This is a genomic window from Bordetella tumulicola (assembly GCF_965138755.1).
GTDB lineage: Bacteria > Pseudomonadota > Gammaproteobacteria > Burkholderiales > Burkholderiaceae_B > Bordetella_A > Bordetella_A tumulicola.
This window is the reverse complement of record NZ_CBCSFP010000001.1, coordinates 974,775-997,417: the sequence shown is the minus strand read 5'-3', so window position 1 is coordinate 997,417 and position 22,643 is coordinate 974,775. Positions and strand designations below refer to the sequence as shown.

The following is a 22,643-nucleotide window of genomic DNA, read 5'->3' as shown; positions in this document are numbered from 1 at the left end:
ACATCAAGGAGACACTTCGATGCCGCAATTGACTAGACACCTTGCCCATTGGCCGACAGGTGTTCCACACACGCTGGCTGTGCCAGATAGAAATCTATTTGATCATCTGGCTCAATACGCAATCAGTCAGCCGTGCAAGCCAGCCATCGAGTATTACGGGCGATTGATCAATTACCAGGAGTTGTACCAAGGTGCCACGCGACTAGCCGGATATTTGCAAAAGCGGTTAAACATTCACCGGGGCGACCGAGTGCTGCTGCTGATGCAGAACTGTCCACAATTCGCCATCGCGTATTACGCTATTTTACGTTGTGATGCGGTGGTGGTGGCGCTCAGCCCGATGAGTGCCACCGACGAAATCGAACACTACGCCACGGACTGCGGTGCGACGGTCCTGATTGCGACGCAGGATTTGCTGCCGGCGGCGTTGCCCTTGTTGAGCAACGGCATCTTGGCAAGCTGTGTGGTCGGGGCATATTCGGAGTATGCCGGAGACGCTGAGCACGTACCGTACATACGGATTCCCCAAGTTGTCAGCGCTCCATTTTCAGTGTCGCCGCAACGTGGTCTGCACGCGTTCCCCGGAGCGTTGGCGGCAGGCCTAACGCCTTCGAGTTCAAGTGCTAAAGGTAGTGATCTGGCTGTGATTGCATACACGTCAGGCACTACAGGAAAGCCCAAAGGCGCCATGCTCAGTCATCGAGCACTAGTACATTCAGTTGAGCAGCGAATGTTGTGGCTCGGCCTGAGCGATGTACCAACCAGTCTGGCCGCGTTGCCAGCCAACCATTTGGCTGGCATGGGTCAGATGAATACCGCGCTGGCGTCGGGTCGCTGCATGATTTGGCTGACACGTTGGGACGCCGTTGCCGCATTGGAGTTGATAGAGCGAAGGAGCGTCGCAATTGTGGGCGGCGTGGCTACCATGATGGCGGAGATGGTGGAGCTGTTGAAAGCGAGTCCGTGGCGTGACATGTCGTCGGTTAGAGGGGTGATGGCAGGAGGGACCCATATTCCTGAGTCCCTCGCGAATGCCATTGAGCATTACTTTCACGTACCACTGTTGGAAAGCTATGGAATGACCGAGACCTGTGGTCCGACGCATCTCAATCCGCCCCATGCGACACGCCGTCATTGTGCGGGTATTCCACAAATTAACGTGGATTCTCGCGTGCTAGATCTTGAAACTGGGGCAGAGTTAGGCCCCAATCAGGAAGGTGAATTGGTGTCGAATACAGTGACTCTGTTTCTGGGTTACTGGAACCTGCCGCAGGACACCCGGGCCGCCATGATCGAAATAGATGGTAAGCCTTTTGTTCGTACCGGCGACATCGGCTACTACGATGACGAAGGCTACTTCTATATCACCGATCGTCTGAAACGCATGATCAACGCTTCTGGCCTCAAAGTCTGGCCGGGAGAGATTGAATATGTATTGCATGAACATCCATTAGTTCAAGATGCTTGTGTTATTTCAGCACGGGATACACGGCGTGGGGAAACCGTGAAAGCTTTGGTGGTATTGCAACCGGTTCTTGGAAGCAATTTGACTCCAGCGGAACTTGAGCAATGGTGCCGAGCCAGCATGGCGGCCTACAAAGTGCCTCGCATGATCGAGTTCGTAAACGCCTTGCCAAAAAGTTCCACGGGCAAGATTCAGTGGAAGGTGTTGCAGGCTCATCAAGATAGGTTGGACCGCATGATGAGTCCAGAATAAAAAACGAAATTTCAGGAGATACGGCCATGTTTCTTAAATATTTTTCTTCAGTGTTGTTCTTCGCAGTCATACTCATTCAGCCCGCCTGGGCTCAAGATTATCCTGCCCGCCCCTTGCGCATGGTGGTGCCGATCGGCCCTGGCAGTAGCGGAGACGCCATCTTTCGCGCGCTGGCTGAGCGGATGTCCGCCGCGCTCGGCCAACCCGTGATAGTAGAAAGCAAGCCAGGCGCAGACGCGTTGGTCGCGACACAAAGCGTTCTGAACGCACCGGCGGACGGATACACGCTGGGGTTTAGCAGCTTGACCACGGTAAACGCACCGGCGACGAATAAAGCAGCCAAATACGATCCTTTGAAGGATTTCCGCTCGATCGCGATAATCAGTCAAGGGCCTTTGCTCCTGGCAGTGGGACCGAAGTCACGCTTCAACACCATATCCGAGGTCGTTCAAGCCAGCCGTGAAAAACCAGAGTCCGTGACCTTGGGACTATATAGCAGCACTTATCGCTTGGGTGCGCTCATGATGGGACAAAGCGGAGGTATCAAATTTCGTTTGATTCCTTATAAAGCATTCCCGCAGTTAATTAACGATGTGATTGGGGAGACGACCGATGTCGGCTTGGTGGATGTCGGTGCGGCGTTGCCCATGGTGAGGGATGGAAAAATCAGAGCGTTAGCAACGACGACAGCCAAGCCTTTGCCCGCCCTGCCTAACGTACCTACGGTGGGTGAAAGCATCAATTCGGATTACCACTTTACGATCTGGGTCGGTGTGGTAGTTCGCAGCCAAACGCCTGAACCTATTGTCGACAAGTTAGAAAAAGTAATCAGGACTATTTTGGTTTCCGAGGATTTTCGTTCGTTCGCAGCAAAGAATAATCCTACTAGTCAATTAATCGCTCTAACTGGGGAAAAGGCGGTTAAGTTTTACGAAAGCGAGGCACAGCGGTACAAAGAAATTCTTCCGTTGCTGGAATACAAATGATTCTGGAGGGTTTCCAGTTTCTATTGCGACTGAGTTCCGTGAACGTGATTTCTATTTAATTTGCGTTGCTATCTCCAACTGCAGCCGTTGATTTAAGGAAAAGCATGTTTGACAAAGCGCTTATAGGCCATGATTTTGGTTGTCGTAGCATTACCGTGGAGCTCTGCTCGTTGCAGGATTATGCCAAAGCTATTGGTGAATCGAATCCGATCTACCGCGATCCGCACGAAGCCCGCAAAGCGGGCTTACCCGCAGTGCGAGTGCCTCCGGCTTTCTTTTTCTGCTTAGAAAGCAGGCTCGGATTGGGTGCAGCTGTTAGGCAGATCGTGCAGTTCGACGTCCGCCGCATCTTGCATGCTGAACAGACTTTCGTATATCACGCGCCGGCCTATGTAGGGGACACGCTGACTTACGAGACCAAGTTAGCGGACATCTACGATAAGAAGAATGGCGCACTAGAGTTTGTTGTTTCCGAATCGAGAATTACCAATCAGGACGGGGTACATGTAGCTGATACCCGCAAGTGTCTGGTTCAGCGTCAACTTCATATTTCTGCATAAATAGGATTGGGCTGTATGCATACTTCGAGTATCGATCAATTGAATGTAGGTGACAGTATTACGTCGTTGCGACTTCCCCCCATTTCACGGACGATGCTGGCGCTATATGCCGGTGCATCCGGTGATCACAACCCGATGCATATCGACATTGATTTTGCTCGGAGTGCTGGTCTTGATGATGTGTTTGCTCATGGCATGCTTTCGGCCGCCTATGTCGGCCGTCTGATTACTGACTGGGCAGGGCAAGACCGCATGCGTGAACTAACGATTCGTTTTACCGGTGTAACGCACGTACACGATGAGCCGACTTGTATCGGCAAGATAGTCGAGCGTTTCGAGGTGAATGGCGAACAACGATTGCGTGTGGAGGTGCAATGTCTGAATCAAAAGGGTGAGGTGAAAATTACGGGTCACGCAGTGGTAGCGGCAGTGTGAGCCTCTGGGCACCGTTACGGATCGACCAGACCTCGTCCATCGACTTTCATGCACGATCCCTGGATATATCCATTAAGGGCGGATACTCGTCTTTGATGGCCGTGTTACGGGGTTTGGGCAGGGATACGGCTATCACGCGTGGTCGACAGGCCGTCGTAGTTCAGGGTCAAGTTCAGGTTCTGTCCGCGCAAGGCATTGGAGTCCGCCAGACCCAAGTTCGGGCTTGGGGGCGGGCTCTTCGGGAGGAGACTCGGGAGAAGTTCCGGGAGATGATTCCGGTTCAGTGGAGGGTGATTTGGTGTTGTCATCGTCGCTGCTTGAACCACAACCGACAAGCGTGCCTGCCATGAGCAAGGCTGCGACCAGAGTGCACAGCTTGAATTTCTTCATGCCTAATCCCTTTTTTTCTAGATTATTGTTTGCCGTGGGTTGTCTCACGACGTGTTTGCACACCCGCTTCTTTACCCTCAGGCGTGAGTGCTAAAGAGGCTAGGGTGCTCAAGCATGGGCGTTTTCTTCCTCCCACGCGACGCTTCTTCGCGACCCGAATGCGTGGCCCCTTGTGGGGTATCATGATCTACTTAATCCTGACGGAGCCTGTTATGCAGCGAATAATTACGGAAAACCAGATTCCGACTGGTGATTTTCGTCAAGTAAAGTACGTCGGGGCGATCAAAGACCGAGTCGACGACGGCCACAGCGTCCCGGTTTGGACGGTAGATTCCAAATCCCCGTACTTCGAACAACTCGGTGCGAGGCCGGTAGAGAACTGGACCGACGTGTTGGTCGACGTTGACGATCCCCACTCCACTGAGACGCTGGATAGGTTGAAGCGCGCGATTGAGGCACGACTCGGACAGCAGTTGGGTTGAGTTCTCGCGAGGCGGGGGGTGGATACATCGGTCTGTCATCCCCCATCTTGTTCGCAGCCAGGGCGCCCTCCCGACCAGCCGTTCTGAGACCATGAATACCCAACTAGATCAGGCACTGCAAGCCTTCGACGCTTACAACAAGGCAGATCCCAATCTTTTCGAATGGGACGGCGCGACTTATCCTCAGGAATACTTTCTCGCGCAGAAACTGCATGAATGGGTATTGAAGCTCTGTCCCCATGCCAGCGAACCGCTGATTCTGGCGTCGCGCAGTCAGCATATCGGCCGCTGGGAAATCCCGCGCAAAAGCTATCCGGACGGCCGCATCGGCTATCTTACGTGGCGCAAGGATCTGATGCGCCATCATGCTCGGAAATCCGACGAAATCCTGCGACAAACAGGATACGGCGCAGACGTTATCGAACGTGTGCGCGCCATACAACTGAAAAGCGGCATCAAACAAGATCCTGATGTCCAGGTGATGGAAAATGCGCTGTGTCTGGTATTTCTCCAATACCAGTACGAAAATTTTCACAAATCCAATGCCGAAAAAATCGTCAATATCCTGCGGAAATCCTTGCTGAAAATGGATGCGGCGGGGCACCAGGCGGCGCTCTCGTTACCGTACTCGGAGCAGGGGCTGGCGTATATCAAGGACGCGTTGGCGACACTGCCTGCGCAGTAATCACAATGGCGCTGGCAGAAGCGAAGTAAACGTCAGGCGTCGTGTCTTTCAGGTCCATGACCAAGTTCGGTTCAATCGGATGATCGCCAGATCAACAATTGAATAGGAACCGCCTGCAATTGCCTGTTACTCAGTCTGCATTCTCAATTCAGATTGGAAGCAGACATGACTATCGATGCGGTTCAACGATTGCGCGATTGGGGTACTGGTCTCGAACAAGCGCTGAATATTCCTCTGGTCGTTGACGAGCGCGGGACACTGGTATTGAAAACCAAGGCTGGCCACGTGTTTGGTATAACGCCCGCGCCTGACCAAGAGGCGTTGATATTCACGGGAGTATTGGGCGTCGCCGATGACGCGATGCGTGGCAATACGCTGCGCGCCTTGTTGGCGGTGAATATGACTCCCAGCCTGACTGGCACGGGGAGTGTGGGTCTGGTGCCCGAAACCCGGGAGATCGCATTGCGATTGACGTGGATGCCCGCCGAGGTGAACTGGACAGAACAGGTGTTCGCGGCCGCATTGGCCGCGTTTGCCGAACACGTGGATGCCCTTGCCTCACTCATTGCGAGCGGAGAGCTCGAGCAGCTCGTGGCCTTCTCATCATCGTCGGATCCCGCCGCCATCGAGGCCGAGGATTTTTCAGATTTGGTTTAAAGGAAAATAAAATGTTTAGTACCGATAGTGTTACTTCTGCATTGGACGCAGTTAGTCGGATAGCGCCATACGACACCCATTACGCTGGCACCGAATACAAATGGCTCGAGAACTTAAGATCTGCTATGTCTCATATAGAGAACAACGGTTTTAGTCCGATGAGCAAGGATGAATCGACGGCGGTTTGCTACTTTGAGATCATTAGTTATTCTGCTTTCCAAAATTTTACCGTGATGCTCGATGCTTTCAAGGTGTGTTTTGATCGTGGTGGTGTGATGAATACCAATGGGTTGCTGGCGTTGACCAGCGGGTTGAATTGGCTATCTAATTTTGATCGTGGTTTCGCGGGTGTGTTCGGTACGAATTTTGGGATCGGCGGGTATGGCGCCGCGACTAATGGACTGGTGACGTGTGCAAGGCTTGCCTCGGCGATTGAATGTGGCGACCTTTCGGGCGCAACGATTTCCGCCGCAAAATTGTCGGCCATCGTGAGCCTGGGTAATAATCCTGTGATTGATTTAGCCTCGGACGTTGCTGCTTTGACGTGCCACATCTACCGCTCTTGGTATCCGACGCCGCCCCCTCCGCCCCCTCTTCTGACGACGCATCTCCTTCTGGCGAATGCTGCTGCGGCGAACCCCCAAAAAGTTTCGCCTCAGCCGGAGCATCCCCACAGGCAGGTGTAAATTCGTTCCGATAGCGGTCCAATAGCCAAGCCAAATCAGACCACTACAAATTACGCGAGCAGAGTGAATCAATGGGGACGAAGCCATCAATACGCTGCTGACGGCAACCGCGCTCATAAACGGCTAGGATATGGCGTTATTTACCTATGTATGGGGGTAGCAATTGAAAATTGAACTCGACGATCTTTCTCGCGATGAGGTTCATTCACTGCTTAATGAACATTTGCAGAGCATGTACGAACTCTCGCCACCGGAGAGCGTCCACGCACTGGACCTTGAGAAGCTTCGCAAGCCAGGGATCACATTCTGGACTGCTTGGAAAGATACACAATTGCTTGGCTGTGGCGCCCTCAAAGAACTCGACAGCAAGCATGGCGAGATCAAGTCCATGCGTACGCCCAAGGCACTGCGTCGCCAAGGTGCCGGCCGAGCCATCCTTGCGCATATCATCGAGGCTGCCCGATCGAGAGGCTACGAGCGTTTGAGCCTTGAAACGGGCACGATGCAAGCATTTCAGCCTGCCCAAAGGCTCTACCAGAGCGTCGGCTTTACGTATTGCGGGCCTTTTGGCGAGTACGCCGAGGATCCCAATAGTGTCTTCATGACACTGCGCCTGTGAATCTATTCGGCATCGATTTGTTGTTGTACGGCCACTTCCCGTAGCTATGCCAGCTTGCGGCGCCTCATGGATCTGCTGAGAGCAATCTCACGGTCAGCCTCGCCACGACGCATACGTACCAGGGTAATCGTCCCATCTTTAACGATTGCCAGAAGTACGAACGCTATGCCTATGTGAGGAATAGCCCGCTGTCATACACGGATTCGAGTGGGTTCTACGACGATGGTATACCCACGCTGCCGTCCGGTACGCAGCCAGATCATCAATTGAATAGGAACCGCACACCATTGCCCGTTACTCAGTCTGCATTCTCAATTCAGATTGGATGCAGACATGACTATCGATGTGGTACAGCGATTGCGCGATTGGGGTACTTGTCTCGAACAAGCGCTGAATATTCCTCTGGTCGTTGACGAGCGCGGGACACTGGTATTGAAGACCAAAGCTGGCCGTGTGTTTGGTATAACGCCCGCGCCTGAAGAGGCGTTGATATTCACGGGAGTGTTGGGCGTTGCCGATGACGCGATGCGTGGCAATACGCTGCGCGCCCTGTTGGCGGTGAATATGACTCCCAGCTTGACTGGCACAGGGAGTGTGGGCCTGGTGCCTGACACCCGGGAGATCGCATTGCGATTGACGTGGATGCCCGTCGAGGTGAACTGGACAGAGCAACTGTTCGCGGCTGCATTGGCCGCGTTTGCCGAACACGTAGATGCACTCGCCTCACTCATTGCGAGCGGAGAGATCGAGCAGTTCGTGACCTTCTCATCCTCGTCGGATCCCGCCGCCATCGAGGCCGAAGATTTCTCAGATTTGGTTTAAAGGAAAATAAAATGCTTAGCATCAATAGTGTTACTTCTACATTGAGTGCACTTATGCCGGTGGCGCCCTCCAAAATCTATTGGGCGAGCACCGAGTACAGGTGGATCGGGCATGTTAATCGTGCTATTGACACGACTATTTCCGCAGGTGTTACTGGGGTGACTGCGGAACAAGGGACTGCTATTTTCTACGGTTGTACGAATGCCGTTGCTCGCGGGATGGATTGGCATATTTTTCGACATTCTCTCGAATTGGCACTGAGCGATGACTGGAAGACCACGGATGGATTTCTAGCGTTGACCAGCGGATTAAACCTGCTATCTGGTTTCGATCGTACGATGGCCATTACTCTGGACGGTGTGGCCTTTGGGTTTGGAAAGTATGGTGCCGTGACCAGTGGCTTGATGACATGTGCAAAGCTTGCCTCAGATATTCAACAAGGCGATTTTCTGAGGGCTACGATATCGGCTGCAAAGTTGTCGGCCATCGTGAGTTTGGGTGACAATCCTGCGATTGAGTTTGTTGCGGGCTGTGCCGATGCGGTGGCGGCTGCCGTGTTCCGCCATTCTCTGGCTCCTCTCGTTCTGGAGGATGCGGTGCCTGTCGTTCTGCACAATGCAATGCCCCTCCTGCCGAGCCCGCAGGGCTAATGCGTCGGCCATCGCAAGGCGTCGGAGTCGGCCGGTCACATCGTGTGCGGCGACGGAATGCTTTTTTGCTATGCGGCGGTGTCGCCAGACAATCGGGCGCAATTTGCTTCGTGTACTAGCCAATACTCGGATTCGACGTGGTTTAGATGCTGAGCCCCATCAGTTCCAACGCATAGATGTCCGCGGCGCGGACGAACTTCAGGCCCCACTGGCCCCCATAATCACGGGTACACCATTGTTTCTAGGTAGTTACGGTGTATGACGACGCGCGTGTTACATCTGACAAGGGTAATCCCCGCCTAACATGCTCCTCAATCTGCACTACAGTGATTTACGCAGTGAAAAGACTGTTCACATGTGAAACAACTAGGAGACAGATATATGTCCAATAGCATCATGAAGGCCTGGGGCGATTACAAACCGAGTAAGGCCGTCTGGCTATGGTCCTGCGTGGGTGCTGCCGTGGTCACGATGGTCGTGGGATTCAGTGCAGGAGGCTGGGTGACCGGGAAAACAGCCACTGAGCAGGCCGAAGCCTCTACTAGTGCCGCCGTGGCGCAACTTGCGGCAAGTATTTGCGTGCACCGCTTTATGGCGGCTCCGGACGCGCAAACGGCGCTGGCGGCGCTGCAAAGTGCCGACTCGTGGAAGCGCGACTCGATGATCGAAGAGGGCGGATGGGTGACCTTTGCCGATGCAAAGGCCCCTGTGGATGGCGCTGCCGATATATGCGCCGGCAAGCTGATGACGCCCAGTACTTCGGGGACCTAACCGATTGTGCCGTGTAGACGAGGCAAGTCCGAATGGATGGCCTCGTTTACCGGCCGGGTTGTCGTGGTGTCATGCAGGATAGGGTAGTGCCGTGACCCTTTTGAGTCCGCTACCTATGTGCCTCAGGATAACGTCTCGTGCTGTCGAGTACGATGATGTCCAGAGTAGATGGTAAGCCCGCCATATCTGGAGATCCGCGCATGCGCTTGCTTGGCCGAGTGTTTGATTCTTTTCGACGAATCGCCCTTGAACGCTTTGTCCAGAAGCATCCTCCGTCGAGACAGGTTTCACCCGCTCCCGGCGAGCTCGTCGCCGCGTATGAGGAGTTGCTCCCTGCGAGCCTACTCGAACTCTGGCGCCGAAAGGGCCTCGGGCTTTATGGTGCTTTGCCGCTGACCTTGATCGATCCCCGCGTCTGGCAGCCGGTGTTGGATCGATGGATAGTGTCGCCACCCGACGCGGTACGGCGCATTCCTATCGCCTTGACTCCTTTCGGCACGCTGCTGTACTACCGCAACGTTACGCCCACCGATGAGGATGTGGTCTGCATCGATCCCGTGTCGAAAGAAACGAGTGTTTTGGCGTGGAGTCTGGACGATTTTTTCAACAAAAACCTTTGCCAGCAGGATCTTCTGGCGGAGATCGTGAATCCGTCGCTGGTGCGGTCTGCTCGAAAAGAGTGCGGCCCGCTCGCACCGGGCGAAATCTATGAAGTGAATCAAATACTGTTTTCCATGCAGATGCTGCAGATCGTGAAGGTCGATGCTCTCGACGCGCACCGTCGCCTGCGTGATGCCGTGGATGCTCCTAAGCCCGTCGAGGAGGCACCGACAACGGTCGCCGATTCGCTTCCCGGTACACATCGTTCTCTGTTTGCAGACGTTGCTACGACGCCGGGACTCTCCGGTCTGTATTTGGCGTCACATAGCGACTGGCACCGATTGTTGGCGCTGCAACCGGATGGTCAGTATCGCTTGCTGTTCTGGCGCATCCACTATCAGACATTCGAGCGCATAGATGTGCGGGGTTATCGTGGCGCTTACCGGGTCTCGCGCAATGCCGAAGGTGACGAAACGGTTGCGCTCGATATTGTTCTGCATGCGGATTCTTCGGGCAGCGATGCGAATGATGAGCGCCTGGTGGTAATGCATTCCGGCGAGACTACATTGTTGCTGCGAGAGGATGCGCTGGGAAATATGGCAACCGCGATAGGCGGCCGCGACGTGATGGGCGATAGTGAATATTATTTTCGGCGCGTGAGCTTTGAGGATGCCTTTGTTGACGAACCCTATGACGGTCGTGTGGCGCCGCCATTGGCAGACTTGCCTCGCGTGCTGCAGGCGCTGATCCCCGCCGAGCCGCTACGTCCGACGATCATGCACGTCGCCGAACCGAACCTCGATGATGAAGAGGAGGGCGAAGGGACGGTCATGTGCACGCTTGATCTCGGGGAGGACGACGGCTTGCGCTTCAATATGCCGCTGTATTCGCCCAACGAGACCGGGCGGGAACTTATTGGCTGGATTTGGAAGATGGCGCCGCATGCCTGCCAAGTAGGCATCAAGTACCAGCGTGGGGAAGACGGCGCCATTAAGCATGGCCCGGCCGTCGGCGACGTGTTGACGACGCGTTCGCCGGACGCGTGATTATTCCTCAGCAGATATCGCAGCCAACGCGGCGCGGGCGCATTCCATGTCCTGAGAATAATGACCTCCGCTCAGGCCGATGGCGCCGATGACGTTGCCATTCTCTTTGATCGGAAATCCTCCGCCAAAGACGATGAATCTCGGTGTGTGCACAATGCCGTGCAAAAGCGGCGCATCCTCTTTGATGTACTCGTGCCACATGTGCGTGGGCAAGCCCGTGGCGGACGAGGTGTAGGCTTTGTCCTGGGCGATCTGCAGCGAAATGAGCGATGCGCCATCCATGCGCAAGAAGCTCTTGAGATGACCCGCTGTGTCGGTGACGGCAATGCTCATGGCTAGCCCGAGCGAGCGGGCCTTTTCGGCGGCGGCCTGGGTGGCGATGAGGGCGGTGGTGTCGTCAATGGTCGTAATGCTGGTGCTGGACATGCGTTTTTCTCCAAGGTCTACAAAAGGCTATACGAGTGAGTTGCCGAGTCGGTGACCATCACCGGTGGCGGCGAGAATGTTGCGTGCGGCACGTGCGTCTCCCACTAGATGGACGTCGAGACCTGCTGCGCGCAGGGCGTCGGTTAGTTGCTTGTTGGGCACGCGGGGGGTGGAATAGGACAGGAATGCGACGTCATCTATCGTCTGGCGCGCATCGGTGTAGATGTTGCGGATTTCCAGCGCGCCCGACTCAAAGGCGTCGCTCCAGACGGGCTCGGACAACGTGATTCCCTCGATAGGTAAGTGTGCGTAGCGCCGTAGAATTCCTTGACGTGCGACGACGGACACCTCACGTGTAATGCTCTCGCGTGGTGTTACGACGACGGTGCGGTCGAAGAGTCTGCCTAATAGCTCGATGCCAGCGTAGGTGCCTTCCGTGTGGTCCATGTCATAGATGACCGCGGTTCCCGGCTGTTTCTGCGTATGGCGTACTAGTTCCCAAAGAGCATCGTGGAAATCCGGTATCAAGCCGTCTTCGGCGATGTCGCGTGGAATCCATTGAGGGACGAACATGGATGCCCCGGTTGCCAGCACCACAATGTCGGGGCGGTGGGCGAGAATTGTTTGTAGATCGGCCTCCACCCCCAGTTCGAAATGGACGCCGGCACGCTGCGCAGCGACGAATTGGTAATCGTAGACGCTGGTGATGGTTTCTCCGCCGGGTAGCTGTGCGCGCAGCCGGGCTTTGCCGCCGATTTCGGCTGAACGACCCAGGACGATGACCTCGTGACCACGAGCGGCCGCCACCCAAGCTGTCTCCAGGCCGGCTACGCCAGCGCCAACGACCACAATGCGTCGGGTCATTGCCTCTGGTTTGGGCCACCAGTTCACTTCGGCTTCATCCGCGACACGAGGGTTGTTGATGCAGGCCAACGGCTGATTGTGCGTGATGATGGTATCCCAACAGGTGTTGCAGGATACGCAATAGCGGATGTCGTTAGTTTTGCCTGCTAGCGCCTTGGGTAGCCAGGCGGGATCGGCCAGCAGGGCACGGCCTAGTCCGATCAGCTCTGACTCGCCACGCTCGAGGATTCCTTCTGCTTCGGCAGGATCAGTGATGCGGCCTAATGCCATCACGGGAATACCGTTAGTCGAGGATTTGAGACGGCGTATCAAGTCCATGTAGGGCATGGGGGGACCGTGGCGGTCGGGTACGTGCATTTCCAGCGATTTTGCGTGCGCGCCTTGTGCAAAGCATACGTAGCTGGCTTGTTGCGTGCGGGTCAGCAGATCGGCGATGGTGGCTGCCTCTTCTGGGCCGATGCTTCCGTTTACGCCATCATCGCCGGGCAATTTCAGGCCGATAATGAAGGCGTCGCCGCATTCTGCCCGGATGGCGCTGACCAATTCGGCAACGAAGCGGGTACGGCCCTCCCAGCTCCCGCCGTATTCGTCATCGCGGATATTTGCCCAAGGGGATAAAAACTGGTGAAACAGGTGGCCGTGCGCTGAGGACAGCTCTACACCGCTGAATCCGCATTGCTGAAGCCGCCGTGACGATTGCGCAAATTCTTCAATCAGTCCACGAATCTCATCGGCGCTCAGCACATAGGGCATGGACCAGCTCAAGTCGTCGGGCAATGGTGAGGGTCCGATGGCGCTGAACGTGCGTCCTGCCTCATGGCGTGCGCGGCCGCCATCCTGGATCTGGCCAATCAGCCGGCTGTCATGGATCTCAACCGCCTCGGCCCAACGCTTGAAATCATCCCACTGTGTGTCGTCGTAGACACGAGGTCGGCTCCAGGCTACCTGGTGCTGAGCCATTGATAACGGCTCGGTCACGATCATCGACGCCCCACCTTGTGCCCGATTGGCGTAATAGCGGATGAGGCGTTTGGTGCTGCGGCCCTCCTTAGCCATGTAGGTGCTCATCGAGGTGTGCACGACGCGGTTACGCAGGCGCTGCCCTGACAAGTTCAGGGGCGTGAGCAGGGCGGAATCTGTTTGGGTCTGCATGTCTGTTCCGTAATCGAGACAATGCGCGGCGCGCAGGTCAAGCGCGTCGCGCTTGACAACATTACTGCTCGAGTCGGCCGGTCTTTTTATAAAACTCGCGTTCCATCGTGGCCAGTTCGTCCAGATGCGTCTTGATCTTCTCTGGCGAGTCCAGAGATAGATCGACGATCGTGCCTAGCTTGCGAAACTCTTCCTGAAGCTCGGGGTCCTGCGCCGCGGCACTGAAACCCGCGGCCAGATAGGCTTTGCGCTCGGGCGCGACACCGGTGGGTACGGCTACCCAGCGTGTAGCTCCCCATACGATATCCTTGCGGCCCAATGACTCGTTGACGGTAGGCGTATCTTTCAGGAAGGGCGAGCGCTCGGCGCTCGATACGCCGACGGGTTTGAGTTTGTCTGCGGCCAGGAAGCTGCGAATCTCCCCGTAAAAGCCCAGCGCGATGTCGACGTTGCCGCCCAACGCGGCGGTGATGGAGGGGGCACCGCCCTGGAACGGCACTTTCAAGAATTTTGCGCCGGAGACTTGTTCTATCTGCTCGACCATGTACTCGAACATGGTGCCAGGCAGCATACTGATGCGCACGGTCCCCGGCTTGTCCTTGGCCAGTTGCACCAGCTCCTTGAGGCTTTTGTCGCGATAGGGGCCATCGGCCGACACCACCAGGTTGATACCTTCGTAGTTGAGAAATGCGATGGGCTCGAGCTTGTTGTAGTCCCACCGACCTTTTGCGCGCAGCATGGAATCGGCAAAGATCAGATTGGCGATGACGGCGACGGTATAGCCGTCGTTGGAGGCCTGATTGGCTAAATACGTGTGACCAACCAGACCAGCGCCTCCGGTACGGTTATTGACGATGGCCTGCGCACCGGTCCATTTTTCGAAATACTTTGCTGCCAGGCGAGCGTTGATATCCATGCCGCCGCCAGCCGGGTAGACCACATTGACCTCGATAGGATCAGAGGGGAAATCCGCTGGCTTGATGCTTTGAATGTGTGTACGCGCATCGTCGGCGGCACTAACAGAAAAGGGCAGGGCGCCGCACAGGGCGCCGACAGTCGCGAACGCGGTAATCAGTTTTTTCATGGTTTGTCTCCTAGGTTTGCTCTTTTGAAAAACACTTTGCCAACTCTGCCGACGACGATGATCAGCACGAGTAATAACGACAGCATCAACAATGTGGCTGTGAGTGGCCTGTTGATGAAAATCGCGGCGCCTTCGGGCGACATCACGAGTGATTGGCGTAGTGATTGCTCAAGCAACGGGGCAAGAACGAGCGCCAGCACGAACGGCGACATCTCGTAGCGGAACTTGCGCAATACGTAGCCGAACACCCCGAAGCCGAACATCACCCAGAGATCGAAGAAGTTTTTATTGGTGGAGTAGGTGCCGACGACGGCCAATAGCAGGATCACCGGGAAGAGGATGGCGTAGGGCACGCGTAGCAATTGGACCCAGAGGCCGATCATGGGCAAATTCAAAATCAGCAGGACCACATTGCCGACGTACATGCTGGCTACGACTCCCCAGAACACGTCGGCGTGTTGGCTGATCATCGTGGGGCCGGGTTGTACGCCCTGGATGATCAAGGCGCCCATCAGCAAGGCGGTCACCGCATTGCCCGGAAGCCCAAGGGTAAGCAGCGGAATCATGCCGCTGGAGACGGCCGAGTTGTTGGCCGACTCCGGGCCGGCAACGCCTTCAATGGCGCCTTTCCCAAAACGCGACGGGTCTCGGGCGATGCGCCGTTCCAAGGCGTACGACATGAAGGACGCAGTCACCGGCCCGCCGCCCGGGACGACTCCCAGCAAGAAACCCAGGCCCGAGCCTCGAATGATGGGCTTCCATGACGCCGCCCAATCCTGGCGATTGGGCAGCAGGTCACGAATGCGGCCCTGCACTATTTCATTCTTTGCCAACTGTTCGACATTGAAGAGAATTTCGGAAATACCGTAGAGGCCGATGACCACGGCGACAAGATCAATCCCGCCCGCGAGTTCTGGCAGACCGAAGGTCAGCCGTTCGGTGCCATTGACCGTGTCTAGTCCGACAGCGCCGAACGCAAAACCAAGGGCGATCATGATGATGCCTTTTACGGCCGATCCCTGGATCATCAGGATGGTGCAGATGAGGCCCAGCACCATCAGGGCGCAGTACTCGGGTGGGCCGAAACGCAATGCGACGTCTGCCAGCATGGGCGAGAAGAACGTGAGCGCCACGAGGCTGAGCGTGCCGGCCACGAACGAGCCGATGGCGGCCATGCCGAGTGCGGCGCCGGCTCTGCCTTTACGGGCCATCTGGTAGCCGTCCAGACAGGTGACGACGGATGCCGCTTCTCCTGGAATGTTCACCAGGATGGAGGTTGTCGAGCCACCATACATTGCGCCGTAGAACATGGCTGCCAGCATGGCAATGGAGGCCACGGGCGTAAGCGTGAATGTCACCGGCATGAGCAGGGATAGTGCCGCTAACGGCCCGATACCCGGCAATACCCCGATCAGCGTGCCGATGATGCTGCCGATCACGCAGTAATAAAGATTCTCGGGCGACAGGATAACGCCCAGGCCCGTCAGTAATCCGTCGAAGGCTTCCATGCTTAGAACCCCAACGGACCGCGCGGCATCTGCATACCGAGCAGTTTGACAAACAACACATGCACCGCGATGGTGGCAATAACAGCGACCGTGATGGCGTATAGCCAACTGCGTTTCTCGACTTGACGAAGCAGAAACGGCAGCATGGTCAGCGAAGCCACGATGAAACCGGCATACCGTGTCAGTAATATCAGCGCGACGATGCCTGTTAGCAGTGTGAGTACACGTCTCGGCGCGCCGGCGTTGTCCCAGAACGGCAAATCCTCCGCACTGTGCCGTCGCCGCGTTGTTGTCAACAACTGGGCAATGCCGCCAGCTAAAACAATGACGCCAGCGAGCATTGGGAAAAATCCAGAGTCCGGCCCTGACATTCCCCACACTCCCAAACGTTGCGCGTACAGGCACAGGATCAAGCCGATGACGATCCAGGTGATATCGATCCAGGGCTCAAGTCTCGATATTGAGATGCGCCGTCCAGCGGTGTCGACCCAACCGGGGGCGTGGAGATCGTCGCTTGCTAGCTTGTTGTCCTCCGGAAGTGCCGGCGAGGAATGTGCTGCCATTTTGTCTCTCTGGGATAGTTATGTTGTATCTAGCCGTGAAAGCAAGTTCTATGCCATCTGTCTTCTGTTTTATAAGCACTTGAATTAGAAAGGGTTTGTTTTTTTCTCTATCCTTTTCTTTGTTGCATGGAACGTTGATGAAACGTTGGTGGGACGTTTCTGAGACGTGCCTTATCGGGTTATTACCTACTCCTGAATTCTTGTTTCTCCATATCACCCGGGTGTAGGATTCTCGTGATGTGACCAGTTGGTCACATCGCTAAAACGATGAGCTATGCATCACGCTCAACCAGGGGAATTCAGGGATGACCATTGGAGTCGCCGCCAGTGGCCCACGGGCCGGGGCGGCCGTGCGTGCCGCGGTGTTGGGCGCAGAGTTATTGGGGCGGGGCGCCATTGGGGGCTTTGCCGTGATGGCCATCCTGGATGCGCAGGGTGAGCTGCATCATCGCGTGACGCAAAAGGGGGGAGTAGGTCAACTGGGCATCCCGTCAGCATGGCTGGATGCGCGCGTTGCGGCGATGATCTCCAGTGGGCCTGACCGACCCGAGCCGCTGGTGCAGTTTCTGCCGGGTGCGTCACAACTGGGTCTGGTCACCGGACATCGCCTGCCGAACCGGGCAGGGCAGGACGGTGCCCCTTTGAACCAGGCAGTGCTGGATCGCCTGGCGGCGGGCCAGGGACCACAGGACGCGATTAACGAGGTGCTGGCCGCCCATGCGGAGGTCGATGCCGGACTGATCGCTGTGACGGCCAATGGTGCATTGGGATGGGGCAATAGCGCGCGTGTGGGCCGTCGCCCCGATCAAGGGGCCGCGCAGCGCATCGATGCGACAGGCCGTTTGGCGCTGCTGCACAATTCCATTTTTGCTGAACAGTCAGCGGATCTGTCGGAAAGGTTGGCCGAGTTAGCCTGGAGTCATCTGCACGAGCGTGCCGAGGCGTGGCAATTTCTCAGGCTGACGCGCGGCGTACCTATTCTCGCGGCCGCGCGGGATTGCGTGCACGTTGACGAGAACGGCGACATCGTGCGGCTGGAGTCGGCGGATCCGCATGTGCCGTCGCTGAATCGGCGAGCCACAGTGGTGTATCTGGGCGCAGAAGTGCGCCGTGATGGCGAGCTGTTGGGCCATGTAGCGACCGAGCTCTATGCGGATTTGGGCGATGGCATCGCCGCGCCTCTGACCGAGCTGGCGCAACACACGCTACTGATGAGGACGGACGATGTCGCGACGTGAAGGAACCGAGCGCCAGATTCTGCAAGCCCTCGACGATCAAATCCGTGAGGCCGGCATGGGCGGTGTCGGCATTAATGCCATCGCCAAGCGTGCCGGTGTCAGTAAAGAACTGATTTATCGCTATTTCGACGGCATGCCGGGCCTGATGCTGGCCTGGATGAAAGAGCAGGATTTTTGGACGGGGCGATCGGAGCTGCTGAAAGACGACGAGTCGAGCCAGCGCACGCCGGCGGCGCTGATATTGGAAATGTTGCGTGCGCAGATAGACGCACTGGCGAACAACGAATCGCTACGCGAGGTGCGCCGTTGGGAGTTGATTGAGCGTAATGCGATCACGACGGAATTGGCGCAGCGCCGTGAACGGGCGGCGCGCGGGTTTATTGATCGCGTGGACGGTTTGACGACAGAGGCCGATGTGCCGGCGACCGTCAGCATCATGCTGGCGGGTGTGCTGTATCTGATGCTGCGATCCAAGACAGAGAGTCATTTTCTTGGCGTGCCGCTGCGCACGAATGAGGGCTGGGACCGTCTGGATGGGGCGCTGGAGACACTGATCCAAAGTCTGCCCGAAAATTTGAAAACTGAGTCGCTTAACGCATTAGAAGCGGTCAGCCGGCCCGCTACATGACACCGGGATGTTCAAGCACATCCCGGCTGCTGCAATATCGATGAACTGTGGGCACGCTCTACCTTGAAAGTCCGAACAGATCCACACCTGTCATACGACAGCGCTGACGAAGATCGTATTAATCACTGAATCAGGGGTAAACATGACAATATTCAAGACGCATTTGCTGCAGGGATCGCTCCCGCAATCGTGGCGCGGCATCGCCTCCGCGGCCTTGTTGGCCAGCACGCTGCTGGCCGGCGTGAACGCGCAGGCCTCGACGGTCACCGTGGTGATGCAATCGGGCCTGCGTGTGATGGATCCCATCCTGACCACCGCATTCCTGACGCGTGATCATGGCTACATGATCTATGACACGCTGTTGGGTGTGGATGCCGATTTCAAGATTCATCCGCAAATGGCGAGCTGGACGGTCTCGGACGATAACAAGACCTATACCTTCACGCTGCGTGAAGGCCTGAAGTGGCATGACGGCGCACCCGTCAAGGCCGAGGATTGCGTGGCGTCGATCAAGCGCTGGGCCAGCGTGGATTCCACGGGCCAGGTGTTGATGCCCATGGTCGCCGACATCGCGGTGATCGACGACAAGCAGTTTGAGGTCAAGCTGAAAGAGCCCACCACGCTGTTGCTCGAGGGTTTGTCCAAGCTCAGCTCGCGGCCGGCCTTTATGATGCCTAAACGCATTGCCCAGACGTCATCCGCTACGCCGATTACGGAGTACATCGGCTCGGGGCCTTTCAAGTTTGTGACCTCGGAGTTCAAGCCGGGGCTGAAGGTCGTCTACGAGAAAAATACCGACTATGTCCCGCGTAGCGAGAAATCGAGCTGGACGTCGGGGGGCAAGACGGTCAAGGTCGATCGTGTGGAGTGGATCGGCATGCCCGATCAGATGACCGCTCTGAATGCCTTGCAGAATGGCGAGGTCGATTTCATTCAGCAGGTGCCGTTTGATCTGTTGCCGCTAGTGGAGGGTCGCGACGATATCAAGGTGTCGGTGTTGGATAAGCTGGGGGCTTGGACGTACTTCCGCTTTAATCACCTGTACCCGCCGTTCGATAACAAGCTTGTGCGTCAGGCGGCCATGGCGGCCGTCGCGCAAGAGGATGTGCTCAAGGCGCTGGTCGGAAATCCGGATTACTACAAGACGTGCCCGGCGGTCATGGGCTGCGGTAACCCGAACGCCAATAATTATGGCGCCGACTGGATCGTGCCGGCGAAGATCGAGAAGGCCCAGGCCTTGCTGAAAGAGGCCAAGTACGACGGGACGCCCGTCGTACTGCTGCAGCCAACCGATATCGCTATGCTCTCGGCCCAGCCGGTCGTGATCGGAGCGGCGCTGCGTAAGGCGGGTTTCAAGGTCGATATGAAGCCGATGGATTGGCAGACGGTGGTGACCCAGCAAAGCAATCAGAAGGCACCGTCGGAAGGTGGCTGGAATATCTTTTCCACCTACAGCATCCTGGCGACCAGTGGCGATCCGTTTGGCAACACCACGCTGGCCGCGTCGGGCCGCAAATCGTGGGCCGGATGGCCCGACGTGCCGGAGATCGAAGCCCTGCGGCTGAAGTATGCCAAGTCGGTCGATCCGGCCGAGCGCAAGGAGATCGCGGCACAGATCCAGAAGCTGGCGATCGACGAAGGCGTGGTCATGCCGCTGGGGCAGTTCTCGATTCCCGCAGCGTACAGTACCAAGCTGAGCGGCGTGATGGAGTCGCCCGTGACGGTGTTCTGGAATATCGAAAAAGCAGATAAATAAGGAACGTCGATACGTCATGGCAACGCCATGACGCAGTGCTGTTTCTACCTTGTTTCTATATAAGGTGCTGATTATGCAACCTACTTATGACGTCGTGATCCGTCACGTGGAAATCGTCGACGGGACGGGCGCGGCCCGTTTCGATGGCGATATTGGTATTAATGGCGATCGGATCGCGCGTCTGGGCGATCTCGGCGGCGCTGCCGGCCGCCAGGACATCGATGGTCGGGGGCTGGTGGCGGCCCCCGGGTTTATCGACGCGCATACACACGACGACCGTGTCATGTTGTCCGCGGGCGAGATGGTGCCCAAGGTCAGCCAGGGCGTGACCACCGTCATAGGCGGCAACTGCGGGATTTCTTTGGCGCCCATGCCGCAACCCGCGCCGGCGACGATCACGCCGCCACTGGATCTGTTGGACAACACGGGCGAGTGGTATCGCTATGCGCGCTACGGCGACTATCTGCAAGCGCTGCGTGATCAGCCCGCGGCGACCAACTGCGCCATGCTGGTCGGCCATTCGACCTTGCGCGTGATCACGATGGATGATCTTTCGCGTCCCGCCAATGATGCGGAGATCGCCGCCATGCGCGGCCATGTCGAAGAGGCTCTCGCGTCCGGCGCCATCGGCGTGTCGACCGGACTGGCGTATGCGCCGGCCTTTGCCGCCACTGCCGAAGAAATCATCGAGGTCTGTCGGCCGTTGACTACGTACGGCGCGCTGTACTGCACGCATATGCGGGACGAGAGCGACGAGATCATGGCGTCGCTCGAGGAAACATTTCGCATCGGCCGCGAGTTGTCTGTGCCGGTCGTGATCTCGCATCACAAGCTGGCGGGCGCGAGCAATTATGGCCGTTCGGTGCAGACGCTGCAACGCATCAGCGAGGCCATGAAGCAGCAGCCCGTCTGCCTGGATTGTTATCCCTATTCGGCGTCGTCCACTATCTTGACGTACAAGCATGCCCTCAGCGCGTCGCGCACGCTGGTGACCTGGTCTAAAAGCCTGCCACAGTACGCTGGCCGTGATCTGGATGAGCTCGCGCGGGAACTGGGATGTTCGGTAGAGCAGACAGTCGAACGGCTCTTGCCGGCCGGGGCGATTTATTTTCGGATGGACGATGCCGATGTGCAGCGCATCCTGCAATTCGACGACACGATGATTGGTTCGGATGGACTGCCGCATGACGAGCAGCCCCATCCGCGACTATGGGGGACTTTTCCGCGCGTGCTGGGTCACTACGGGCGTGGCCTGGGGTTGTTTACCCTCGAAAAGGCCGTGCATAAAATGACCGGCTTGACGGCCGATCGCTTTGGCTTGGTCGATCGTGGTGTGTTGCGCGAAGGCGCCTATGCCGACATTACGTTGTTCAACGCAGAGACGGTGGATGAGGCCGCGACGTTTGCCAAGCCCATCGCCCCATCCATCGGTATCGATACGGTGTTGGTCAATGGTGCCGTGGTGTGGCAGGACGGGCGAGCAAGTGGCGCGCGCCCCGGGCAGGTGCTGCGTCGGGGCGGCGAAATACCACGTTAAGTCAGGCAAAAGCTTTGACAGTGACGCCCGCGTCCTCGAGTCGGGCGCGTACTCGGCTGGCCATGTCGATCGCGCCCGGTGTATCGCTATGCACACAGATCGAATCGATGGGGGTCGTCAGGTATTTGCCACTGGCGGTTTCCACACCCCCCATTTCCAGCATGCGCAAAATGCGCTGCGCGGCCTGGTCGGCGTCTTTTAACAGTGCACCAGGCAGCTTGCGAGAGATCAAAAAGCCCGCCTCGTCGTAGCCTCGATCCGCATAGATTTCCGCCTTGGATGGGATACCCATCTCACGGGCGATCTTGTCCTGTTGTCCATTGGCGATAGAAAGCAGAATCAAACTGGGGTCTACCGCTTTGACGGCGCGGCAGACTGCCGTGGCAACTTCCACGCTATGGTAGGTTTGATGGCCCAGGGCGCCATGGGTTTTTACGTACTTGATGGGGTGGCCGGCGTAGGTGGAGACCCCTAGCGCCGCGCCGACTTGATAGGCGATCAGACGTTCGATTTCCTCGGGGGAAAAAACCATGTCGCGACGGCCAAAACCCCATAGGTCCGGGTAGCCTGGATGCGCGCCCGGCGTTACGCCCAATGCCTTGGCCTGGGTAAATGTACTTGCCATGATTTCCGGATCGCCGCCGTGAAAGCCGCAGGCGATATTGGCGGAGGTCACGATCTTCAGGATGGCCGGATCGTCCCCCATGCGATAGGCGCCAAAGCCTTCGCCCATATCGGAATTCAGGTCTACGGAAGTGCCTTTGATTGCCATTCGTTGCTC

Annotated in this window: 23 protein-coding genes; 17 read left to right on the top strand and 6 right to left on the bottom strand. The window is 56.9% G+C overall.

Annotated elements, in window-relative coordinates:
* The first annotated feature begins 19 nt into the window (after positions 1–19).
* The 13 genes from ACNAZS_RS04630 to ACNAZS_RS04570 all read left to right on the top strand — a co-directional run bounded on the left by ACNAZS_RS04630 (position 20) and on the right by ACNAZS_RS04570 (position 11,106).
* On the top strand, positions 20–1,717 hold the full coding sequence (locus tag ACNAZS_RS04630; protein ID WP_415786610.1) for an AMP-binding protein: 1,698 nt from the start codon (positions 20–22) through the stop codon (positions 1,715–1,717).
* A 26-nt stretch (positions 1,718–1,743) separates the two neighbouring features.
* Positions 1,744–2,703, top strand: a complete 960-nt coding sequence (locus tag ACNAZS_RS04625) for a tripartite tricarboxylate transporter substrate binding protein (RefSeq protein WP_415786608.1) — start codon at positions 1,744–1,746, stop codon at positions 2,701–2,703.
* 104 nt (positions 2,704–2,807) lie between these two features.
* Positions 2,808–3,263, top strand: coding sequence for a MaoC family dehydratase N-terminal domain-containing protein (locus ACNAZS_RS04620; protein ID WP_415786606.1), 456 nt, complete (start codon positions 2,808–2,810; stop codon positions 3,261–3,263).
* Positions 3,264–3,278: 15 nt separating this feature from the next.
* A complete protein-coding gene (locus ACNAZS_RS04615; protein ID WP_415786604.1) occupies positions 3,279–3,698 on the top strand; it encodes a MaoC family dehydratase in 420 nt (139 codons plus the stop codon).
* A 602-nt stretch (positions 3,699–4,300) separates the two neighbouring features.
* The gene (locus ACNAZS_RS04610) at positions 4,301–4,570 is read left to right on the top strand and encodes a hypothetical protein (RefSeq protein WP_415786602.1); all 270 of its coding nucleotides are present in this window, start codon (positions 4,301–4,303) and stop codon (positions 4,568–4,570) included.
* A 91-nt stretch (positions 4,571–4,661) separates the two neighbouring features.
* On the top strand, positions 4,662–5,255 hold the full coding sequence (locus ACNAZS_RS04605; RefSeq protein WP_415786600.1) for a DUF4202 domain-containing protein: 594 nt from the start codon (positions 4,662–4,664) through the stop codon (positions 5,253–5,255).
* A gap of 165 nt (positions 5,256–5,420) precedes the next feature.
* Entirely contained in the window at positions 5,421–5,912 is a 492-nt protein-coding gene (locus tag ACNAZS_RS04600; RefSeq protein WP_415786598.1) for a type III secretion system chaperone, read from the top strand.
* Positions 5,913–5,923: 11 nt separating this feature from the next.
* Entirely contained in the window at positions 5,924–6,598 is a 675-nt protein-coding gene (locus ACNAZS_RS04595) for a hypothetical protein (RefSeq protein WP_415786596.1), read from the top strand.
* 163 nt (positions 6,599–6,761) lie between these two features.
* Positions 6,762–7,217 (top strand): GNAT family N-acetyltransferase, encoded by a 456-nt coding sequence (locus ACNAZS_RS04590; RefSeq protein ID WP_415786594.1) that lies wholly within the window; start codon positions 6,762–6,764, stop codon positions 7,215–7,217.
* Between the two features lie 333 nt (positions 7,218–7,550).
* Positions 7,551–8,039 (top strand): CesT family type III secretion system chaperone, encoded by a 489-nt coding sequence (locus tag ACNAZS_RS04585; protein WP_415786592.1) that lies wholly within the window; start codon positions 7,551–7,553, stop codon positions 8,037–8,039.
* An 11-nt stretch (positions 8,040–8,050) separates the two neighbouring features.
* Entirely contained in the window at positions 8,051–8,689 is a 639-nt protein-coding gene (locus ACNAZS_RS04580; protein ID WP_415786590.1) for a hypothetical protein, read from the top strand.
* Between the two features lie 381 nt (positions 8,690–9,070).
* Positions 9,071–9,460: a hypothetical protein gene (locus ACNAZS_RS04575; protein ID WP_415786588.1), complete on the top strand. Its 390-nt coding sequence runs from the start codon at positions 9,071–9,073 to the stop codon at positions 9,458–9,460.
* 200 nt (positions 9,461–9,660) lie between these two features.
* The gene (locus tag ACNAZS_RS04570; RefSeq protein ID WP_415786585.1) at positions 9,661–11,106 is read left to right on the top strand and encodes a GAD-like domain-containing protein; all 1,446 of its coding nucleotides are present in this window, start codon (positions 9,661–9,663) and stop codon (positions 11,104–11,106) included.
* On the opposite strand, the gene ACNAZS_RS04565 is transcribed toward ACNAZS_RS04570, so the two are convergent.
* The 5 genes from ACNAZS_RS04565 to ACNAZS_RS04545 form a co-directional block, all read right to left on the bottom strand.
* The gene (locus ACNAZS_RS04565; RefSeq protein ID WP_415786583.1) at positions 11,107–11,532 is read right to left on the bottom strand and encodes a GlcG/HbpS family heme-binding protein; all 426 of its coding nucleotides are present in this window, start codon (positions 11,530–11,532) and stop codon (positions 11,107–11,109) included. It abuts the gene before it with no gap.
* Positions 11,533–11,559: 27 nt separating this feature from the next.
* On the bottom strand, positions 11,560–13,548 hold the full coding sequence (locus ACNAZS_RS04560) for an oxidoreductase (protein ID WP_415786581.1): 1,989 nt from the start codon (positions 13,546–13,548) through the stop codon (positions 11,560–11,562).
* 61 nt (positions 13,549–13,609) lie between these two features.
* A complete protein-coding gene (locus ACNAZS_RS04555) occupies positions 13,610–14,632 on the bottom strand; it encodes a tripartite tricarboxylate transporter substrate binding protein (RefSeq protein ID WP_415786579.1) in 1,023 nt (340 codons plus the stop codon).
* Positions 14,629–16,140, bottom strand: a complete 1,512-nt coding sequence (locus ACNAZS_RS04550) for a tripartite tricarboxylate transporter permease (protein ID WP_415786577.1) — start codon at positions 16,138–16,140, stop codon at positions 14,629–14,631. Before ACNAZS_RS04550 ends, ACNAZS_RS04555 begins: the two co-directional genes overlap by 4 nt.
* 2 nt (positions 16,141–16,142) lie before the next feature.
* Positions 16,143–16,703 (bottom strand): tripartite tricarboxylate transporter TctB family protein, encoded by a 561-nt coding sequence (locus ACNAZS_RS04545; RefSeq protein WP_415786575.1) that lies wholly within the window; start codon positions 16,701–16,703, stop codon positions 16,143–16,145.
* Positions 16,704–17,008: 305 nt separating this feature from the next.
* Here ACNAZS_RS04545 and ACNAZS_RS04540 point away from each other — a divergent pair, with 305 nt between their 5' ends.
* The 4 genes from ACNAZS_RS04540 (at position 17,009) to ACNAZS_RS04525 (ending at position 21,862) form a co-directional block, all read left to right on the top strand.
* On the top strand, positions 17,009–17,941 hold the full coding sequence (locus ACNAZS_RS04540) for a DUF6963 family protein (protein ID WP_415786573.1): 933 nt from the start codon (positions 17,009–17,011) through the stop codon (positions 17,939–17,941).
* Positions 17,928–18,569 carry a TetR/AcrR family transcriptional regulator gene (locus ACNAZS_RS04535; protein WP_415786571.1) on the top strand — a complete coding sequence of 214 codons (642 nt, stop codon included), beginning with the start codon at positions 17,928–17,930 and terminating at the stop codon, positions 18,567–18,569. Before ACNAZS_RS04540 ends, ACNAZS_RS04535 begins: the two co-directional genes overlap by 14 nt.
* A 142-nt stretch (positions 18,570–18,711) precedes the next feature.
* A complete protein-coding gene (locus ACNAZS_RS04530; protein ID WP_415786569.1) occupies positions 18,712–20,325 on the top strand; it encodes an ABC transporter substrate-binding protein in 1,614 nt (537 codons plus the stop codon).
* A gap of 73 nt (positions 20,326–20,398) precedes the next feature.
* Positions 20,399–21,862 (top strand): N-acyl-D-amino-acid deacylase family protein, encoded by a 1,464-nt coding sequence (locus ACNAZS_RS04525; RefSeq protein WP_415786567.1) that lies wholly within the window; start codon positions 20,399–20,401, stop codon positions 21,860–21,862.
* A gap of 1 nt (position 21,863) precedes the next feature.
* Here ACNAZS_RS04525 and ACNAZS_RS04520 read toward each other — a convergent pair whose 3' ends face one another.
* Positions 21,864–22,634 (bottom strand): LamB/YcsF family protein, encoded by a 771-nt coding sequence (locus tag ACNAZS_RS04520; protein ID WP_415786565.1) that lies wholly within the window; start codon positions 22,632–22,634, stop codon positions 21,864–21,866.
* Between the last annotated feature and the right edge of the window lie 9 nt (positions 22,635–22,643).

Coding starts and splice junctions, on each gene's coding strand:
- ACNAZS_RS04630 (WP_415786610.1), top strand. CDS start 20: ATGCCGCAATTGACTAGACACCTTGCCCATTGGCCGACAGGTGTTCCA.
- ACNAZS_RS04625 (WP_415786608.1), top strand. CDS start 1,744: ATGTTTCTTAAATATTTTTCTTCAGTGTTGTTCTTCGCAGTCATACTC.
- ACNAZS_RS04620 (WP_415786606.1), top strand. CDS start 2,808: ATGTTTGACAAAGCGCTTATAGGCCATGATTTTGGTTGTCGTAGCATT.
- ACNAZS_RS04615 (WP_415786604.1), top strand. CDS start 3,279: ATGCATACTTCGAGTATCGATCAATTGAATGTAGGTGACAGTATTACG.
- ACNAZS_RS04610 (WP_415786602.1), top strand. CDS start 4,301: ATGCAGCGAATAATTACGGAAAACCAGATTCCGACTGGTGATTTTCGT.
- ACNAZS_RS04605 (WP_415786600.1), top strand. CDS start 4,662: ATGAATACCCAACTAGATCAGGCACTGCAAGCCTTCGACGCTTACAAC.
- ACNAZS_RS04600 (WP_415786598.1), top strand. CDS start 5,421: ATGACTATCGATGCGGTTCAACGATTGCGCGATTGGGGTACTGGTCTC.
- ACNAZS_RS04595 (WP_415786596.1), top strand. CDS start 5,924: ATGTTTAGTACCGATAGTGTTACTTCTGCATTGGACGCAGTTAGTCGG.
- ACNAZS_RS04585 (WP_415786592.1), top strand. CDS start 7,551: ATGACTATCGATGTGGTACAGCGATTGCGCGATTGGGGTACTTGTCTC.
- ACNAZS_RS04580 (WP_415786590.1), top strand. CDS start 8,051: ATGCTTAGCATCAATAGTGTTACTTCTACATTGAGTGCACTTATGCCG.
- ACNAZS_RS04575 (WP_415786588.1), top strand. CDS start 9,071: ATGTCCAATAGCATCATGAAGGCCTGGGGCGATTACAAACCGAGTAAG.
- ACNAZS_RS04570 (WP_415786585.1), top strand. CDS start 9,661: ATGCGCTTGCTTGGCCGAGTGTTTGATTCTTTTCGACGAATCGCCCTT.
- ACNAZS_RS04565 (WP_415786583.1), bottom strand. CDS start 11,532: ATGTCCAGCACCAGCATTACGACCATTGACGACACCACCGCCCTCATC.
- ACNAZS_RS04560 (WP_415786581.1), bottom strand. CDS start 13,548: ATGCAGACCCAAACAGATTCCGCCCTGCTCACGCCCCTGAACTTGTCA.
- ACNAZS_RS04555 (WP_415786579.1), bottom strand. CDS start 14,632: ATGAAAAAACTGATTACCGCGTTCGCGACTGTCGGCGCCCTGTGCGGC.
- ACNAZS_RS04550 (WP_415786577.1), bottom strand. CDS start 16,140: ATGGAAGCCTTCGACGGATTACTGACGGGCCTGGGCGTTATCCTGTCG.
- ACNAZS_RS04545 (WP_415786575.1), bottom strand. CDS start 16,703: ATGGCAGCACATTCCTCGCCGGCACTTCCGGAGGACAACAAGCTAGCA.
- ACNAZS_RS04540 (WP_415786573.1), top strand. CDS start 17,009: ATGACCATTGGAGTCGCCGCCAGTGGCCCACGGGCCGGGGCGGCCGTG.
- ACNAZS_RS04535 (WP_415786571.1), top strand. CDS start 17,928: ATGTCGCGACGTGAAGGAACCGAGCGCCAGATTCTGCAAGCCCTCGAC.
- ACNAZS_RS04530 (WP_415786569.1), top strand. CDS start 18,712: ATGACAATATTCAAGACGCATTTGCTGCAGGGATCGCTCCCGCAATCG.
- ACNAZS_RS04525 (WP_415786567.1), top strand. CDS start 20,399: ATGCAACCTACTTATGACGTCGTGATCCGTCACGTGGAAATCGTCGAC.
- ACNAZS_RS04520 (WP_415786565.1), bottom strand. CDS start 22,634: ATGGCAATCAAAGGCACTTCCGTAGACCTGAATTCCGATATGGGCGAA.